This window comes from Vibrio sp. CB1-14 (genome assembly GCF_040412085.2).
Classification (GTDB): Bacteria; Pseudomonadota; Gammaproteobacteria; order Enterobacterales; family Vibrionaceae; genus Vibrio; species Vibrio chaetopteri.
This window is the reverse complement of the sequence record NZ_CP115921.1, coordinates 1,486,507-1,504,552: the sequence shown is the minus strand read 5'-3', so window position 1 is coordinate 1,504,552 and position 18,046 is coordinate 1,486,507. Positions and strand designations below refer to the sequence as shown.

Here is an 18,046-nt window from a genome sequence, read left to right as displayed (position 1 = left end):
CAGATTTCGCTTTTACTGCCGTTTTATTGTACCAATGAACAACGATCAGTTCGGCAGCAGTTTACGGAGAATATTCTCGCATTGAGCTGGCGTCATATAACGCGGCACCGGATAAGTACCGTGTGCTTCTTTCAACGCTCGCTTAGAAATTTCAGCAAAATCTTCCGCTTTTAACTGATTAATAGTTTTAGGGATGTTCAGCGTATCGTTCATCTGTTCAACCGCCTCAATAAACTCAAGACCAGTGTTAAGGCCTACCATCTTCGCCATACTTTCAAACTTTTGCTCACAAGCAGACAAATTAAAGCGCAAGATGTGTGGTAGTAGCACTGCATTAGCAAGACCATGAGGAACATGATACAGAGCTCCTAATTGGTGAGCGATAGCATGTACGTAGCCGACAAATGCCCGAGTGAACGAACAACCCGCTTGATATGATGCAACGGCCATCCACTCACGAGCCACCATATTCTCACCATCGGTATAGGCAAGTGGCAAGTTCTTAAAGATAGACTTAATCGCATCTTCGGCATATTTGTCCGTCAATGTCGTGCTGTAGCCACCTAAGTACGCCTCAATAGCATGCGTCAATGCATCCATACCTGTTGCTGCGGTAATAGAAGCAGGAAGTGCAGCCATCAGAGCAGGATCCAAAATAGCGTCCTTTGGAACCAAGGACGGATCAATAACAGCAAATTTTGCGTTGTTTTCTTTGTCCGAAATAACAGCAGCTAAGGTTGCTTCTGAACCAGTACCCGCAGTTGTAGGAATGGCGATAAGATGCGGCAGTTTCTTACGGATTTTAAGCTGACCAGCCATTTGACGTACATCGATGTTGCGCACAGCTTTAGCACCGATGATCTTGGCACAATCCATTGGCGAGCCACCCCCCAATGCGATAATACAATCACAATGGTTGTCTTGATAAATCTTGAAGCCCCACTCGACAGAGGCCACACAAGGATCTGGCTCTACACCATCAAAAACCGCACATTCCAAGCCACTTTCGTTCAACGAGGCAATAACTTTGTCGGCGATCCCCAACGAAACCAGCGTTTTATCAGTCACAATGAGAGGCTTTTTCATACCTTTCTTCGCCAGAATTTGACCTACTGAATCGACAGCTCCAAAGCCCTGATGAACATCTGGAAACGGTATATTAATTAATTTATTGATCTGCTTGCTGATAGCGATAACAGCTTTGTATTGAAACATTGCAATCTTTCCTAAACTAAAAGCGGGCCGGGCCCATTAGGGCCCGTAATCTAAATAAGTAGCCGTTATTTAGGCCTTTTCGATTTGAAACATGTTGACTACTGCTTCTTCGAAGTACTTAGCAAAGATTTCGCAATCGCCCTTCGTAGTTTGTGGTGATACAAGCCACATGTTTAGACCGAAAGGAATGATCATCACGCCACGGTTAAATAGGTATAGGAAGATGTAATCAATAAAGTGTCCTACGATACCGATGCCTTTCACGCAATCTTCAATTTCTACTGGTGTTTCTTTACAGAAGTGTAGCCAAGTACGCGCACCAACTTGCTCAGTACTTAGTGGTACATCATATTTAGCAATCACTTCGTTCAGCTTCTCAGTAAGATAGCTGTTAGTCTCGATCATTCCACGGAAGTTTTCTTCAGTAACGTTATGCTCAAGGTTCAAGCGCAGCGCTCGTAGAGAAAGCGCATTACCAGTCATGGTCGTTTGTTGCCCCAAAAGACCAGCCATATGCCAAGGTCCCTTGCCAACTGTTTCTTGGAATAGGTTTGCAACATCCTCAGAGAAACCATACACACCACATGGAACGCCACCAGCAATACACTTACCCGCTACCCAAATGTCCGGTTTTAGACCCCACTCACCTGTTGCACCATGGTGAGCTGTTGTTTGCATATGAGTTTCATCAATCAGTAGCAGCGTGCCGTATTTAGTACATAGCTCGCGTAGACCATCATGGAAACCTGGCTTAGGTAGCGTCAGACCAGAGTTCGACAATGCAGGTTCAGTTAGTACAACCGCTACATCACCGTGCTTAAGCTGCTCTTCAACCGATGCCAAGTCGTTAAACGTCGCTACGCGAGTAAACTGTGATGGATCTTGACCTGGGTAGATCTCAGGAACGCGGTACTCAACCATGCCTTCTTCTGGCATCCAAGCGTTAGTTTCATCAACAGTGCCGTGATAAGCCATGTTGAATTGAAGTACCTTACCGCGGCCCGTTGCAAGCTTAGCCAGTTTAATAGCAAAACGGTTTGCATCAGATGCAGATAGAGCGGTAAACCAGTAAGGCATACCAAAGCGCTCACGCAGCAATTCAGAAGCGATAACAGCATCTTCACTGGTTGCTAGTGTGTTGATACCGCTGTTTTGAAGAAGCTCAATGATACCTTCCGTCACTTTATTCTTTGGAGAGTGACCGTAGAAGTCCGGTGTATCTCCAAGGTTAAAGTCGACATACTCGTTGCCATCTACATCGAATGCGCGGTTATCTTTGCTACGTTCAATGTAAAATGGATGCGGTACGTGCCATACACTTTGCCATGAGTTAGTCACGCCGTTTGGCATCGACTTTGCCGCACGCTCGTGCATTTCTTTACTTTTCTTCATACGAGAAACGTAAAGCGCTTCTTCTTGTTGATACAGATTCTCTAGGTTTTCTACGTCTACATGTGTACCCGCAATTTCTGGCATCCAAAGTTCAGGGTTACGATAAAATTGATCAGACATGATAATTTCCTTACTACTAGATTTAAGTTTGTATTTAGAGATAACTAGCTATCTCTTTAAATTTCTTGAGATTGAGGCACATTGGTGCCTCAATAGCTAGATAATTCGGTTGCCACCTTGAGCCATCGCGAAACGACGAACTCGAGTGAAGTCTTTTGACGTCGTAATACCTTCGCCAGTTGGACCGGCAATAGTGAAGGATGTGGTCCCTGCTCCGCCGTATCCTAAACCAGCCAAGGTTGGGCCATTTTGAGTGAATACTGTGGTACCAATACGCTTGGCAAACTTGGTTACATTGTTAATGTTGTTTGAGTAAATACAGGCCGAGTGTCGATTGCCATGTTCTGCTTCGACAGCCATCCCTAAGGCTGAATCAAAGTCTTTACATCGCACGATTGGCAGTACTGGCATCATTTGCTCAAGTTGAACGAATGGGTTGTTAAACTCTGTTTCGAAGATCAGTAGCTCAACTTGTGACTCTGTCTCGACGCCGATAGCCGCCAAGATTTTGCTGGCATCTTGTCCTACCCACTCTTTGCGTAGGTGATATTCGCGATCCATGCCGTAACTACAAGGTTTAGCTGTCTCTTGCGTCTCATCTGCAGTCAGTACGAGCTCTGTTACTTTTGCTGCTTGTTCTGAATTGAGTAAGTAAGCGCCATTCGCTTGCATAGACTCAATCAAAGCATCTGCTTTAGATTCGGTGACAAACACCTCTTTTTCACCAATGCACAGCAAGTTGTTATCAAAAGAAGCGCCAGCCACGATGAATGGACCTGCTACTTCTACATCTGCGCTGTCATCAACAATCACAGGAGGGTTACCAGCACCAGCACCAATTGCCTTTTTGCCAGAGCGCAATAGAGCGTTAACCAGTCCAGGACCGCCAGTACCAACAAGCATTTTCACTTCTGGTGCTTTTGCAATTTCTTGCAATGTTTCTAACGTCGGTTCTTGAACCATAGTGATAAGGTCTGCAGGACCATTTGCCGCAATAATCGCTTTGTTCAGCTCATCGATGATGAATGCCGAGGTATTTTTTGCAGATGGGTGTACATTGAATACCACTGCATTTCCGCCAGAAAGCATCGAAATTGCGTTATTCACGATTGTTGGTACTTCATTGGTCACTGGCGTTACCGCACCAATAAGTCCCACAGGCGCACGTTCTTCAATAGTCAGCCCGGCATCGCTAGATACGGCTTCTGTTCGTAGTGAGTCTGGACCTGGTGTTGCCATCGCTGCGAGTTGGTTTTTGGCCACTTTATGAGGAATACGCCCCAGTTTTGTTTCCTCTACTGCCATCTGACCTAATACTTCAGATAGCTCCATCACCTTGTCTCGGATTGCTGTTATTAGGCGTGTTCGGTCCTCTATACCAAACGCTTGCTGATAGCGAGTTTGCGCAGCTGCACCACACTTCACCGCTTCCTCTACTGTGCTATACACACCTAATTGATTGCTCACTTGACCTTTTGAATTATCAGTTGTCATTGTTCAGTTCCCGTATTGTTTCGATTGGACTAAGCTGTCGTTTTTACATTTTCGCTGTAATGCTTCGGAGTAAGGTTTTGTCTGCAAACGCGGTAAACACCCGCAGCCAATGCTTCCAATTCCATCTCACCTGGATACACCGCAATGTCTGCTAAATAGCCAACACGCTTTGATAGCTCGGAGACCACATACTTGCTATAAGCAATGCCGCCAGTCAGAATCACGCCATCAATTCTTCCGTTGACCACTGGTGCCATTGCGCCAATTTCTTTTGCTACTTGATAAACCAATACATCAACGATCTTGCGGGCTTTTTCATCTCCGCGCTCTGCAGCTTGCTCTACTTCAAGCATGTCCGCGGTGCCAAGGTAGCTATACACGCCACCCTCACCCTGAAGCTTCTTCTTCATTTCACCGTGGCTATACTTTCCGGAGTAACAAAGATCGACTAGGTCGCGAGAAGGAAGGCGTCCGCTACGTTCTGGGGTCATAGGGCCCTCTGCAATGGCATCCGTGACGTCAACCGCGCGGCCTTGCTGGTGCATACTGATTGTGATACCGCCACCCATGTGACAAACAATCACATTCAACTCTTTGTAATCACGCTGATTTTCTTGAGCAAAAACCTGTGCCACCGCCTTTGCGTTTAGTGCATGGAATCGACCATGACGTTTGATGTCGCTCAGGCCACTGTATGAAGCAAGATCACTGAGTTCGTAGGTAACAGGAGAGTCTGTGAAATATGCTTCGATGCCATACTCTTTAGCTAATTCATGTCCAATAAGTGATGCCAAACTTGAAGGGTGTTGGATCTTGCTCTCAGCTTGGTCTTTACATACCGCTTCATCGACAAGATACGTACCACCAGGAATAGGTTTCGAAGCCCCGCCTCGGCAGCCAATCGCCTCGATTTGAGACATATCGACACCATTTTCGACTAGTGCATCAACAATCAATTGCTTACGAAAGTCGTACTGAGCAGTGACGTTTTCGAATTGCGCCAACTCCTCACTAGAATGGCGAATAACGTGCTCAAACTGCTTATCTAAATCTTGGAATAAGCCAATTTTTGTCGATGTTGAACCTGGGTTAATAACAAGAATTTTCATTACGCATTCTCCAACTCTGCTTTGTCAGAACTTACTTTTTCTTGTGCGTCAACATTGCACATGCACGCCATAGCGATAGAGAGGAGCTTTTCTTGCTCACTGTCGGCTCGGGAAACCACTACAACCGGAACTTTTGCGCCAAGGACGACACCCGCGTAGATGTAGTCGCCCATGTACTTCAAGGCTTTCCCAAATACGTTGCCGACTTCGATGGATGGGGCGATAAAAATATCTGCATTGCCAGCAACAGGATCGGTACAACCTTTCATTTCCGCTGCTTGCTTTGATAACGCTAAATCAAGTTGTATTGGACCGCTTACGGTGCAACCTTTGATTTGACCAATTTGATTTAAGCGTTGTAGTTCAGTGGCATCGAGAGTGGCTGGCATTTTGTCATACGACTTTTCTTTTGCGCACAGCATCGCTACATTCGGATGGCTATTTCCCAATGCGTGAGCCATAGTGACGGCGTTATTAATTATTTTTTCTTTCTGCTCCAAAGAAGGCGAAATATTCATTCCAGCATCTGTCAGTAGATAATATTTTTCACTACCTTCAGACATAAGTAATGCTGTATGGCTAAGTAAACTATCGGTACGTAGTCCAAATTCTCTTTTTAGTAGTTGTATTAACAGCGTCGATGTTTCAATCAGGCCTTTCATTAAAATATGGCCTTTGCCATCAGCAATAAGTCTTACTGACATTTCTGCAATCGCATCATCACCCTCGGCAATTACTACTTCGAAGCTTGCCAACGAAGTACCAGCCAATTCGACAGCTTGAGTGATTTTGTCAAACTCTCCAACCAAGGTGATCTCAACGTCGAGCTCTACTCGTGCTAGATCGACAGCTAGAATAGTCGCCTTATCATGGGCTGCTGCGACAACAATACGTTTAGCTCGATGTTGCTGCTCTCGAACCTGATTCAGAAAACGGTTAACATTGTTCATTTATTTCTTCCTATCAATCCTACAGATACCAGCGCATATTCATGCTTAGGTAGCTTTGTTGAACGCAGGAAAGTGTAAAGCTAAGAACGAATAAGGTATGAATTGAACATGTTCGATAAAACTTACAACAGAACTCGGTCTAGTAGCAATTAAAAGTCAACATTGAGACAAGCAAAACTTAAGCGTTCATAATCTCGAATCAGTGTGGAGTTATTAAACCATTGTTAACATTGGGATTTCCATAAAGAGCTAAAAACAAAAACACAATTAAACGGTGTAGGTTCGACACAACCTTTCGTATGACAACATGCATTAAATTACTAATATAAAGATAAAATCCGATTAAATTAGTAGAGATTGATCGAAGCAATAGAACAAAAAAAGCCCTGCTCAAAAGCAGGGCTATCGTCAAAATTTATTGCGCTCTAATTAAATGTATACTTTGCACCGACGCGGATATTTATCTCACGGGAATTCCTGTCAGCCCAAGAAAGACCTACTGTAGGATGAAGATCACCGAAAATAGGAATATCGAACAAATAGAAGCCAGCATCAAATGTATTTTCAATCGCTATGGATGTCTTCGAGGAGTCTAGCGCTTCATATTGAACCGTTAAGTCCATCATCCACCTTGGCGCAACGATGGCTGAAATACCTGTTTTTATGTAGGCTGCAGACTCTGATTTACCATAAATTGAGTCTTCTTTGTCAGTTGATGAGTCATAGTTTATGACACCTGCAGTAATAGGGATTGAAACGCTTCCACTACTAAAAGGGATAAATCCAGCACCCAATTTCCACATACCAACGCCCTTGGACACTTTAGTGACAAAATCCCCTTCTGCCTCAATCAAGAATCGCTCTTGAACATTGATATTAAAACCGGCATACATACCCATCATGTGCTCGGATTCATCGTGAGTGTAATTATTATTAAAATAAGGATTTAACGAATTCTGTGTGAAATGACGTTGCTGTATACCAACAGCAATATGGGTCGGATTTAGTGCTAGTTGGGCATGCGCTACAGAATGATATCCTAGAGCAGTCGCGAAACATAGCGTAACCTTGATTGATTGTTTCTTCACCACTTACTTCCCTAATAATGGCTAATGGACACTTTTTAGTACATGCTGAGTAATGAAATCAAACACGTACTATTCTTCTCTAAATGCACTCTAGATAAAAGTGCGGTGGAAATAGAGTCTAAAAGCGTACGGAGTGAAACCACAAATTGAACTTATAAGACGAAACTTATTAGTATTCTTGAGCTTATATCCATTCCTCCACAGCATTGAGAGTCAGATCCAAAAAGTGAGCCCAAAAAACTGTTATTTACACCCACAGAAAGGTTGTAAATAGTTATACGTAATATGAATAATTAAACAATATATCAGGGAAGCGCTATTCCAGAGATGGCTAACCCTGGTTTAGGGCTTGAAAACTTATTAATCAACCATGCAGCATTCTTATCAATAGGACGGTGTTTTTGCCATACCATTTGAAGTGGCCACCAAAGCGGGCTTTCTCCCCTTGCTTTCAATTGCACCAGTTGACCCGACTTTAAATAAGGTTCAACGCAATAGTAAGGAAGCTCCGCCCAACCAATGCCTTTTTGAAGCAGAGCTAACGTCATTTCTATACTGTTCATTAGCCAATAGTTTTCAGAAAACTTCGATATTTGATCAATACCAAAACCCAAATAGCTTTGCGGTAATAATTGTAAGTGAGAGCCTATATCGTCTGTATTGAAAGTAGATTGGATATCCGCTAACGGATGGTTCGGTGATACAACCGTCACAATCTCCGCATAGCCAATTAAACGTGAAGATACCCTCGTGTAAACACTTCCATGGAAAAACACAACACCAAAATCCACAATACCATTTTCAATACCCTGCAACGTTTTTGTTGTAGACAAGTATTGAATATCCAAACTCAAATCCGAATTTAGCCTATTTAACTGCCACAACGCTTCGTTAAATGGCGTTATTGGCAAAACATCAAGCATTGCTATGTTGAGCTTTTTGTTCTCAGCAACACCACTTTCCGTTATTTTTTTATCAATTTCTGATAAATGCGTTAGTGTATCGTTGGCATGACGGGCGATGATCTCCCCATCAATCGTAAGCTGTGCTTTGTATCCTTCACGATTAATAAGTTCCAGGCCTAGGTCTGCCTCTAACATGCTTAACCAAACACCGACTTGTGAGGGACTTTTTCCCATTGATTTAGCGACACTATTAATGGACCCCTCCTTTTGGATCGCTACCAGTGCTCTTAAAGCATCAACTTGCATTCTTAACCTCCGTATTGAGTTCTCTGTTCATCTTTGCCACCAACCAAGCTGTTGCGGTACCAACATCTACAGGTGAACCCAATAGAAACTGTTGATAAAATTGCTGTTTATTTTCGAGAAGCTGATAATCGCTGCCCTGCTTGTAAAGGGCTAATAGATGTTCTGGCACCCAACTCCAGCCCATATCATTCAATATGAGCTGTAATACAACCTGCGGATTACTAGCGGTCAAGCTTGCGTGATCATACGGGGTAATAGGTGCCCAAGGCGTACCAATAAAGCTCTCCTGTCTATGCGCATAACTACTAGTTATTGGGACAAATTTACACGTCGATAAACGATGCCATTCCCAATCCGCAAAGTTTGGATTCACCTTAACCTCATCCGAGGAAACGATAATGATGTCCGCATTAAGTGCTCGCCGCTGGGCCAAGATTTGTGTATGGGGAAAGCGCAAATGAAATTGCTCTAGCACCTCACAAAGTGAATCTCTAGGAAAACACTCATCAATATAGATTTTGATCTCTGTTTCGATTTTGGCGTGTAGACTTTTCGCTATATTAGTTAGGTGCCTCAAAGCATCAGATCGACGCTGACAAAGGGTATAAAGCGTACGTCCAGCCGTATTCAGTGTCACCTTCTTACCGCTACGCTCAAAGACTTGAAAACCCAATTCCGTTTCTAGCCGCGACATTAACAACGAAACTGAAGCTTGAGTTCGCCTTAATGACCTAGCGGCAGCGCTAAATGAGCCATGTTCAACAACAGTTTCAAATACCCGTAGCTGCTCTACGCTGTACATCCTGCACCTCTTTTAGATCGAATTTTCATACCATTGATTAATTTGTTTAATTGAGAAGGCTTAGTCACTCACCGTATGTAGGTAAACATCTTGCTGCGGAAATGGAATAGAGATCCCTTCTTGATCAAACCTTAGTTTGACTTGCTTGGTTATATCCCAATACACATCCCAATAGTCTTCTGTATCAACCCATGGCCTTACGATAAAATCGACAGAAGAAGTATTAAGAGTGTGGACTTTAACCATTGGCTCCGGGGTTAGATGTACCGATGGGTGAGAACGAACAATGTCATTGAGCACTTTTTCTGCATGATGCAAGTCATCCCCGTAGCCAATGCCGAAAACCATATCGACGCGACGGGTCTTTTCATGGGTCACGTTTTTAATCACATCCCCCCAGATTTTACCGTTTGGCACAATAATCACCTGATTATCAAATGTACGAATGGTGGTACTGACTAAGCTCATGTGGCTGACCTTGCCATCAACGCCACCGGCAAAAACAAAGTCTCCAACATCAAAAGGTCGATAGATAAGCAGCATCATGCCAGCTGCAAAATTAGACAATGTATCTTGCAAAGCAAAACCGACAATAACACCTGCTACACCAAAGCCTGTCAGGATAGGTGCTAAATTGAGCCCTACTTGGGACAGTCCAACCAGAATACCGACAACCCAGACCGCATTTCCCGAAACGGAAATAAAGAAATGCTGCATTAAGTGAGACAAATTAAGGTTTTGGCTTTTCACCGCCTTTGCTACTACCCTACGAACAACCTTAACTGCTGAGCGAGTAATCAGTAAGACAATGAAAAATACAACGAGCTTGAACAATTGTTGTGGGGCTTGTTCTACCAACCACTCCAATGCTTGTTCTGACCAATGTACCAGTATTTCTAGTAACACTTGGCCTTCGAATATCTCGTGTGTGATGTTCCCTGACACCTCAAATAGCTGTTTCTTATAGACTGCAGTTTCAATATCCAAACGATCTGCAATGGTCACAAGGTAACGCAATCCTTCTGACTCAATCGATAGCCTTTTATCAATGATAATATCGTGTAATTGCTGTTTCGCTTGTTTGGAATCCTGCTCATTAATCAATTGGAAAGAAGCGTTAGAAATTTGATTGCTGTAATAATCGGTTGCAGACGATGTAAGTCTTAACTGCTTTTCAATAGTGTCACGTAAGCGCAACTCACCCACTTCGTCTTTCACATTTAACTGTTCAAGCCAATTGAAGTTGGTCAATCTTGCTTCATATATCCAGCCAAGATGATCTTGCGCCTCTTTGTAATCTTTTAACACCAGCAATTTTGATTCATCCTCGGCAGAATCAAAATATTTATTAAGCTCAGAAAGGCGCTCTATCAAGTACTGTTCCGCATCTAAGGTGTACAGTTGCTGCTGCCTTACCAGAGCAATTAATTCTTGTTCTGATAATGACCGTTTCTTCATTGTACGCGCCAGAACAGCCCGTAATTCTTTATTTTTATTGAAGATACTAAACTGAGTAACGTCTAGTTGCTCACCTTCAAGACCTTGCAAAGATTGTGATAGCTCTGAGATTTCCGAGCTAATCGCTTCTATTTGGTTACTATTACTACTAGTTTCTTTTGCAACAATTACACTCGACCACAAAACCGCAAGCAAATAGCTAATAATCAACATTAATTTTAAGTTGATAACCTTTTTTTTTTCAAACAACATTACATACACCTGATACTAATCTATTTTTTTCGCTCTCAGCTTTGAGGCGAATTCGATTTCCGCACCACATCCATATAAATATTGTTTTCCCTAACGAACGGATAACCTGCAGTGTTCCACCTCGACCACTTGGTTGGCTCTTGAAAAAGTCACCGAATGGCGTGGTAACTGCCTTACCTCTTGCGCACAGCCACTGACTGCACAAACCATCGAAAGAAAACTAATCCACTTCATGTCTTAACGAATGCTCTACACTCCACAGTAAACGTCTAGCCTCGATTTCTTGGATCATTGCACGTCTGGCGTCTCCGCATTCTCTATCAGTAACGGACTGCCCTCTTCTTTCTAATTCTTGAATCACTGCTTCATTGTAGCCATAGGCGAGAGACTGACAGAGCTCATATGTATCTTGATGTTCAATTGAAATGCTAGCGCATCCAACCATCAACGTGGTACAAGACCACAAAACTAGCCTTGGTTTCATCATCGTTTCCTAAAAACGCGCAAGCCTAGGAGGATTGCGCGTTACTACCCTATTCAGATTTACTCGTCGAATTTGGAATTACTTCTCAATACATACTCGTTGGAAATCATTCCAATCACCCACACCTGGAGCCACGTCCATACAGCCCTCTTTGGCATCCATTACCGCTGTCAGTGTGGAGATGAAATCAGAACCATAGGCTGCATGCTGTGCGATTGGCTTAGTATTCAAAACATATTTAGCAGCATCGACATTGCCCTCGGGTGTGTTGTCGATGAACTGCTGTGCAAACTCTGCGCGCCACTCGGTGTATGCTGTCGCAACCGTGCGTTGTACGCTTTTCTCACCTAGACCAACAGACTCTGCGAAGGCTTGCATCACACCTGGACGCTCTGAGTGGTTGGCGTGGCCAACACCAGCAGGACGTTTGATCACATAGTTCTCACCATCAAGCATTTCAACGCCAACGGTATTACCGTTACTATCCGCAAAGTTAAAGTGAGAAGCGACCACTGTGCGGTATTGGTCTAGGATCTTTTCGGCATCATCAACATTCTTAGCATTTCGCACGAGATAGTTTTGAAGTGCACCTAGCTCAATCGCACTGTCTGCTTCAAGCCCAACACCTTTAGAGTCAGTGCCTTGGAAGTTAATCACAACACCAATATCTTTGCCGAGCGTCTGACCTGAGCCATAGAAGCCAGATGCCATCACTTGTACATAATCATCCGCTTGCAATACCCAATAGTTACCCCCAGAAAGTGATGGCGTGTCGTTTACCTGACCAACCACACCCGTACCAGCGAAACTTACTGTTGTACATCCACTTAGCGAAGACTGAGCTGCCGACGCCAACGCTGCATCTAATTGCGATAGAGTGAACATGGTTTCCAGTGAAATGCCACCCACTTTGGCCAGCGCTTCAACGATTTCAAAGTACTCAGGATTTAACTTTCGTGAATTTTCTAGTACCTTCATTGAGCTTTTCTCAAACTCGACAACATCAATCCCTGCTAGTTTATAGACGTACTGCGCTTCCTTAATACCACGTCGAACTTCTTCTCCTACCTGCTTTTCAAACAGCTCAGCGTACTCCGCTGGTTTTACGCCACGAATGTCCACAATTGGTAGGCTTTCTTGCTGCACATACGCCTGAGGCGCATAGTACGGCTGATTCACGTCCAGTCCTGGTGCTGGTTCAAGAGAAATCGCCTGAGCTGCGCCAGAGAGTGCAAGTGCGGTAGCAAGGATTGCGCGTTTAGTCGTTAGCATGGTGTTTACCCTTATGTATTTAGTTAATCAGTTGAGACGGCTCATGTCTCTGTGTCTGACTATTAAATTATCATTTCAAATTTCCGAAATTCAGATACCATTAAAAGACTGATTCCAGAAAAACGGACAAAGGCGATGGCAGAAATAGAAACCGAAGGATTCGAGTTTTTTGGTGTTGAAGAGACGGTATTTCGAAAAATGGTCATAGAACGAATCGAAGCGCTCATGGTTCAAGAAGGCCTATCTAAAAACTCGCTGGCAAAAAAGGCGGACATTGGCCGTTCAGCCCTGTATGAGAAGATGGATAGAGAAGCGAAGAGTCATTTCACCATTTTGGACTTTTTCCGAATTGCCAAAGCACTTGATGTTAGCTTACTGCAATTGTTCCCCATGACTCAGTTAGAGCGCGTACATGGTGGTCAACTGCCGCTTTCGGCAAGTACGCTAAAGTTTCTCGATCTCATGCTAGCGGCACCTAAAGAGGACATCGAGTTTCTCTCTAACTTCTACGCTTCTTTACAAAAGCGCGATGGTAACAACGAAGACTAATACCCAAAAGTCACATCCATAATTCATACAATTTACTCCGTTACTTTCCGAATAATGGAAAGGCACTCTAGTAATCTAAGCCCCAGTCGCACACAACGTGCTTACTTTGAGCCCGAGATTACTGGAGGCAACCATGAAAGCCATTCATAAAGTTTTTCTAACCCCTTTACTAACACTTGCCATGTGCTCGACTACATTGGCTGCTAAGTCACCAGAACCGACGTCTAGATCAAACCAAACCGAGCAATATGCGATGGTTATCGCGTCGGGGAAAATGCTCAGCCTTACCCAATGGAAAGTAGAAGTAGATTTCGGTCAAGCGCTCAAAATCGGCATCAAAAATAAAGACCTACTTAGAGATGAGGAAGGTAAAACCCTTTCCTTTAACTCTCCAATGGATGCGCTCAATTATATGAACAGCCAAGGCTGGGTATTAGTGTCCGCCAATTCCACTGACAATCGATTTACTGCAGTCATCAAACGCAAGGTGATTGAAAGTGATGCTGAATAACACCGGGTTAGTTGCCACTCAAATTTGTTATTACTGAATTAAGCAATATAAGGCGGTCTTCACGTGGAAAATAGACGAATTATACCGAGCATTTTTATTTCGATAGCACATAGCAGTTTGTTGCAAGAACCTTTAGAAAACAAAGTGAGCATTCCTGATCTATGTGCTCTATCGGCATCAAGTTATTCATCGCAAATTAGGCCAGTTCATTTACTAGATCATAATCAAGTAGCTGGCTTGTCATCAGAGAGACGCACGCTACTCGAGTCAGATACAAACCGACTAAGAATCAGAGCATTAAGCTGCTTGATTTTGAAACATCAACAGGAGTTTGAAGCCTTAAAGCTGCCTCTGCTATCCGCACTCAAAGGCGACAAACTCGAAGTTGAACCGTCATGGGAGCTTGATCAAAGCCGACGACTATCTCTAATCCAGATATTGCACCTACTCAGCAATATGGTTAGCCGAAGAGAGTATCTAAGTAGCTCTTTAATTAGCACCGGTTTTACCGCTGCACTTAGTATTTTTGAATCATTAGATTTAGAAAAAACATCATTACACAACAATCGTTAGGAAATTGTATATGAAACTTAAGAATAAACTTGTATTACTATCAACATCACTATTTGCATTGCCAACGCTCGCACAAGGTTTGTATGCCGGAGCAAGTATTGGTTATGGAAACCAACAAAGTATCGTTAATGATGCAAGCACCGGTACTGGATATTTAATGGCTGGTTATCGATTTAACGACAATATTGGCGCGGAATATCGTTTTGGCGGTGTTGATAGCCATGATAGCTATATCAATGACCTTAGATCTTACAGCAGCCTATATGTGCGCGGCAGCTACGAAATCGATCCAGGATTTGAAGTTTATGGCCTTGCTGGCTTTACCAATGCTAAAGGTGGAGACGTTTTTTCAAACGGTAGTAGAAACATCAGCAGCCCTAGCTTTGGTCTCGGCGCACGTTACGAAATAGCAGATGATTTAGGATTAAACGCCGAATACGTGTCCGTCATTTCAAAGCACGAATATTCATTGTCTGCGGTTTACTTTGGTATCGATTACCGCTTCTAATACCTCAATGACTAAGTGCACGGATGCACTTGCTCAATCCAACCGAACAATCAACCGGTTCTTTAAAAGAAAAGCAGCCCCCCATAAATCATCCAAGGGACTGTACTCATCTTACAGTTAACATCTCGCTTTAAATAACCAACCCACCATCAACTTCAATCACTCGGCCATTAACGTACTCATTTTCCAAAATGAAACGTACGGTATGAGCAATCTCTGTTGGATCCGCCATTCGACGTACTGGTACCATATTTTCCAGACGTTCACGCGCTTCTGGTTTCATCGAGGCTGTCATCGAAGTCTCCACAACGCCAGGTGCAATAGCAACAGAACGGATGCCGTAGCGAGCAAGTTCTTTACCCCATACGGATGACATCGTCGCGACTGCTGCTTTGGAAGCCGCGTAGTTGGTTTGCCCCATGTTGCCTGCTCTCGACACGCTGGAAATATTAATAATGACACCACGTGAATCGGACTCAATCATCTGCACCGCTGCTTCACGACCGCACAAAAACGTGCCGGTCAGATTCACGTTGATCACTGCATTGAAATCACCTAGAGACATTTTACTGATTTCGCCATCTCTCGATTTAACCAACATACCATCTCGCAGGATACCAGCATTATTGACTAAACCATTCAAAGAGCCAAATTCCGTGACAATGTCACGAAATACAGTTTCAACTTGCTCTTCATTGGTGACATCGACCTGATAAGTTTGCGCTTTTACCCCAAATGCCTCACAAAGTTCTTTTGTCTCTGTTAAGGCGTCTTGATTGACATCGAGCAGTGCTAAGCTCGCTCCTTGCTGAGCTAAGCTAGTCGCCATAGTTTGACCTAATCCTTGTCCTGCACCAGTAATAGCGATAACGCTCTGTTCAAGCTCCATTTACTTCTCCCTTCTACTGCTTATTGCGAAAAAACTCAAAAAGACTCGAGAAATCCAATTCCGCATTTCCGTTTCGGTTATGGAGTGCGTAGAGACTATGAGCTAACGCTCCCATAGGCACCGAAGACTGGCTCATTTTTGCCGCTTCTAGCCCAAGCCCCAAATCTTTTGACATCAACTTACACATAAAACCGGGAGTATATTGGGCACTCGCTGGCGCGTGCTCAATCACCCCCGGACAAGGGTTATATAGTTCTAAAACCCAGTTTCTGCCAGAGCTTTGCAAAATAATATTCGATAACACCTCAGGATTGAGACCGTTATCCACACCAAGACTAAGGGATTCACAAGTCGCTGTCATGACAGAGCCGAGGATCAGATTGTTGCAAATTTTGGCCATTTGCCCATCACCCGCTTTGCCCGCATGAAACACATTTTTACCCATGAAAGACAACAGGTTATTCGCTTTGGCAAACCCTTCATCGCTGCCACCAACGATAAACGTAAGCGTTCCTGCAGCAGCACCAGCAACGCCACCGGACACAGGGGCATCGACAAACTCCAACCCTTTGTTTTGAGCTTCTCTTGAAACTAGGCGCGCAGAGTCAGGATCAATGGTTGAACAGTCAATAAGAAAAACATCGCTCGAGGCTAGTTCAATCATGCCTTTCTCATCATCGCAGCCCAGATAAACCGCTTTGACATGCTCACTAGCCGGGAGCATGGTGACAACGACGTTCGCCGAATCGAGCACCTGCTCCAAGCTATGACAAACGTGAGCACCCTTCTCCCCAAGAGGTTGCGATAATGCGGACACTCGGTCGTAAACTTGCACGCTAAAGCCCGCTTTGAGCAAGTTATTTGCCATTGGACTGCCCATGTTTCCTAGTCCAATAAATGCAACCTTCGTGTCTGTTGGCTGACTCATCACAACCTCCTTGGCTGTTTCAATTCATCGTTGGTTTAAACGAGATGCACTATTTGTCTGCGCGAGTTAATGATGCCCTAGCATCGCAAGAGGATGCTCTTGCTCACGCCACAGTGAAGTGAACAAATTGTCGATCACTGACTTTGGCACTTGACTGATGTGCGCATATGTCCAGTTGGGCAAACCGTCCTTGTCCACTAAGCGTGCGCGCACCCCTTCCTGAAATTCACCAAACTCGACGCTGCGGAGCCCCAAAATCAGCTCAAGCCTAAAACAATCGGCAAGGGACAACTGGTGATACTGTTTTAACTGGCGAAAACAAATATGCGCGGTAATTGGACTGCCATCCATCAAATTTCGCTGAGCCGCTTGCATCCATTTTTCGTTACAAGGTAGTGCCTGAATGTTATCAAACACCTCCTCAAGGGTATCAGACGCACAAGCGCGTTGAATGTCGGGAATAAGAGGCAGAAGATGAGTAGCAGGTTTAGCTATGTTGGCATTGTCTGCAAGCTCTGAGAGTACTTCTGTTAAGTAGTCATAGCTGTCTTCGATGCTGTTCCAATCCGTTTGCTGCAATTGATGCAATAGCTTTTGTTTATCCGCAGGCGCGTTCATATGATCGGCAAGTCTAACGTCGAGAGCGTCGGTGCCGTTCATCATTACGCCCGTGAGTCCAAGGAACAAACCAATGTCATCGTCGAGACGGTTCAAAAAATAGGTCGCGCCGACATCGGGAAACAAACCGATATGAATCTCTGGCATGGCAAGTCGCGAATCTGGCGTCACCACTTTGTGAGACGCGCCCATAAAGAGCCCCATTCCACCCCCCATTACGATGCCTTCGCCCCATGCAATAATAGGTTTGGTGTAAGTGTGGATGAGATAATCGCATTGATATTCAGTGCCAAAAAACGCTTCTGCATAGGCTTTGGCATCTTCTATTGGCGCGTGCTTCATCTTGTCATGCAAAGTACGCACATCACCACCGGCACAGAAGGCTTTCTCTCCTTCACCGTTCAGTATTACGCATAGTACCGCGTCATCGTCGTGCCACTTATCAAGTTGGTCATTAAGCAATACCAACATGTTCTGAGTTAGGGCGTTGAGAGCTTTGGGATTACATAAGGTCGCAACGGCAATTTTGCTCTGTTGGTCACTACAAACGATTTCTTGAAATCGAACTGTGTCCTGAGTCGCTAGCGACGAATTTGACGTTGAACTGGTTGTAGACATGACGC

General features: G+C 44.1%; 17 protein-coding genes. 4 read left to right on the top strand and 13 right to left on the bottom strand.

What is annotated here, in order from left to right; genetic code table 11:
* Positions 1-45: 45 nt before the first annotated feature.
* The 10 genes from PG915_RS22520 to PG915_RS22475 all read right to left on the bottom strand — a co-directional run bounded on the left by PG915_RS22520 (position 46) and on the right by PG915_RS22475 (position 12,847).
* On the bottom strand, positions 46-1,215 hold the full coding sequence (locus PG915_RS22520) for an iron-containing alcohol dehydrogenase (RefSeq protein ID WP_353499205.1): 1,170 nt from the start codon (positions 1,213-1,215) through the stop codon (positions 46-48).
* Between the two features lie 69 nt (positions 1,216-1,284).
* Positions 1,285-2,727 carry a transaminase gene (locus tag PG915_RS22515; RefSeq protein ID WP_353499204.1) on the bottom strand — a complete coding sequence of 481 codons (1,443 nt, stop codon included), beginning with the start codon at positions 2,725-2,727 and terminating at the stop codon, positions 1,285-1,287.
* A gap of 96 nt (positions 2,728-2,823) precedes the next feature.
* Complete coding sequence (locus PG915_RS22510) at positions 2,824-4,221, bottom strand: aldehyde dehydrogenase (protein ID WP_353499203.1); 1,398 nt, start codon at positions 4,219-4,221, stop codon at positions 2,824-2,826.
* A 29-nt stretch (positions 4,222-4,250) separates the two neighbouring features.
* Positions 4,251-5,330, bottom strand: coding sequence for a butyrate kinase (gene buk, locus PG915_RS22505; protein ID WP_353499202.1), 1,080 nt, complete (start codon positions 5,328-5,330; stop codon positions 4,251-4,253).
* The gene (locus tag PG915_RS22500) at positions 5,330-6,280 is read right to left on the bottom strand and encodes a phosphate acyltransferase (protein ID WP_353499201.1); all 951 of its coding nucleotides are present in this window, start codon (positions 6,278-6,280) and stop codon (positions 5,330-5,332) included. The genes buk and PG915_RS22500 overlap by 1 nt, the downstream gene beginning before the upstream one ends.
* 425 nt (positions 6,281-6,705) lie before the next feature.
* Positions 6,706-7,368, bottom strand: coding sequence for a hypothetical protein (locus PG915_RS22495; RefSeq protein WP_353499200.1), 663 nt, complete (start codon positions 7,366-7,368; stop codon positions 6,706-6,708).
* Positions 7,369-7,673: 305 nt separating this feature from the next.
* Positions 7,674-8,579, bottom strand: a complete 906-nt coding sequence (locus PG915_RS22490) for a LysR family transcriptional regulator (RefSeq protein WP_353499199.1) — start codon at positions 8,577-8,579, stop codon at positions 7,674-7,676.
* Complete coding sequence (locus PG915_RS22485; RefSeq protein WP_353499198.1) at positions 8,569-9,381, bottom strand: LysR family transcriptional regulator; 813 nt, start codon at positions 9,379-9,381, stop codon at positions 8,569-8,571. The genes PG915_RS22490 and PG915_RS22485 overlap by 11 nt, the downstream gene beginning before the upstream one ends.
* 60 nt (positions 9,382-9,441) lie before the next feature.
* Positions 9,442-11,091: a mechanosensitive ion channel family protein gene (locus tag PG915_RS22480; protein WP_353499197.1), complete on the bottom strand. Its 1,650-nt coding sequence runs from the start codon at positions 11,089-11,091 to the stop codon at positions 9,442-9,444.
* 562 nt (positions 11,092-11,653) lie between these two features.
* On the bottom strand, positions 11,654-12,847 hold the full coding sequence (locus tag PG915_RS22475) for a C45 family autoproteolytic acyltransferase/hydolase (RefSeq protein ID WP_353499196.1): 1,194 nt from the start codon (positions 12,845-12,847) through the stop codon (positions 11,654-11,656).
* A 135-nt stretch (positions 12,848-12,982) separates the two neighbouring features.
* Between PG915_RS22475 and PG915_RS22470 the strand changes: the two genes are divergently transcribed.
* The 4 genes from PG915_RS22470 to PG915_RS22455 all read left to right on the top strand — a co-directional run bounded on the left by PG915_RS22470 (position 12,983) and on the right by PG915_RS22455 (position 14,988).
* Positions 12,983-13,396 carry a helix-turn-helix domain-containing protein gene (locus PG915_RS22470; RefSeq protein ID WP_353499195.1) on the top strand — a complete coding sequence of 138 codons (414 nt, stop codon included), beginning with the start codon at positions 12,983-12,985 and terminating at the stop codon, positions 13,394-13,396.
* Positions 13,397-13,529: 133 nt separating this feature from the next.
* Entirely contained in the window at positions 13,530-13,907 is a 378-nt protein-coding gene (locus PG915_RS22465; RefSeq protein ID WP_353499194.1) for a hypothetical protein, read from the top strand.
* Positions 13,908-13,970: 63 nt separating this feature from the next.
* Entirely contained in the window at positions 13,971-14,480 is a 510-nt protein-coding gene (locus tag PG915_RS22460; protein WP_353499193.1) for a hypothetical protein, read from the top strand.
* A 10-nt stretch (positions 14,481-14,490) separates the two neighbouring features.
* Positions 14,491-14,988, top strand: coding sequence for a porin family protein (locus PG915_RS22455; RefSeq protein WP_353499192.1), 498 nt, complete (start codon positions 14,491-14,493; stop codon positions 14,986-14,988).
* A gap of 130 nt (positions 14,989-15,118) precedes the next feature.
* Here the strand turns inward: PG915_RS22455 and PG915_RS22450 are convergent, their stop codons facing one another.
* From PG915_RS22450 to PG915_RS22440, 3 genes are all read right to left on the bottom strand, one after another.
* On the bottom strand, positions 15,119-15,877 hold the full coding sequence (locus tag PG915_RS22450) for an SDR family oxidoreductase (RefSeq protein ID WP_353499191.1): 759 nt from the start codon (positions 15,875-15,877) through the stop codon (positions 15,119-15,121).
* A gap of 13 nt (positions 15,878-15,890) precedes the next feature.
* Entirely contained in the window at positions 15,891-16,805 is a 915-nt protein-coding gene (gene mmsB / locus PG915_RS22445) for a 3-hydroxyisobutyrate dehydrogenase (protein WP_353499190.1), read from the bottom strand.
* Between the two features lie 66 nt (positions 16,806-16,871).
* On the bottom strand, positions 16,872-18,041 hold the full coding sequence (locus PG915_RS22440) for an enoyl-CoA hydratase/isomerase family protein (RefSeq protein WP_353499189.1): 1,170 nt from the start codon (positions 18,039-18,041) through the stop codon (positions 16,872-16,874).
* Between the last annotated feature and the right edge of the window lie 5 nt (positions 18,042-18,046).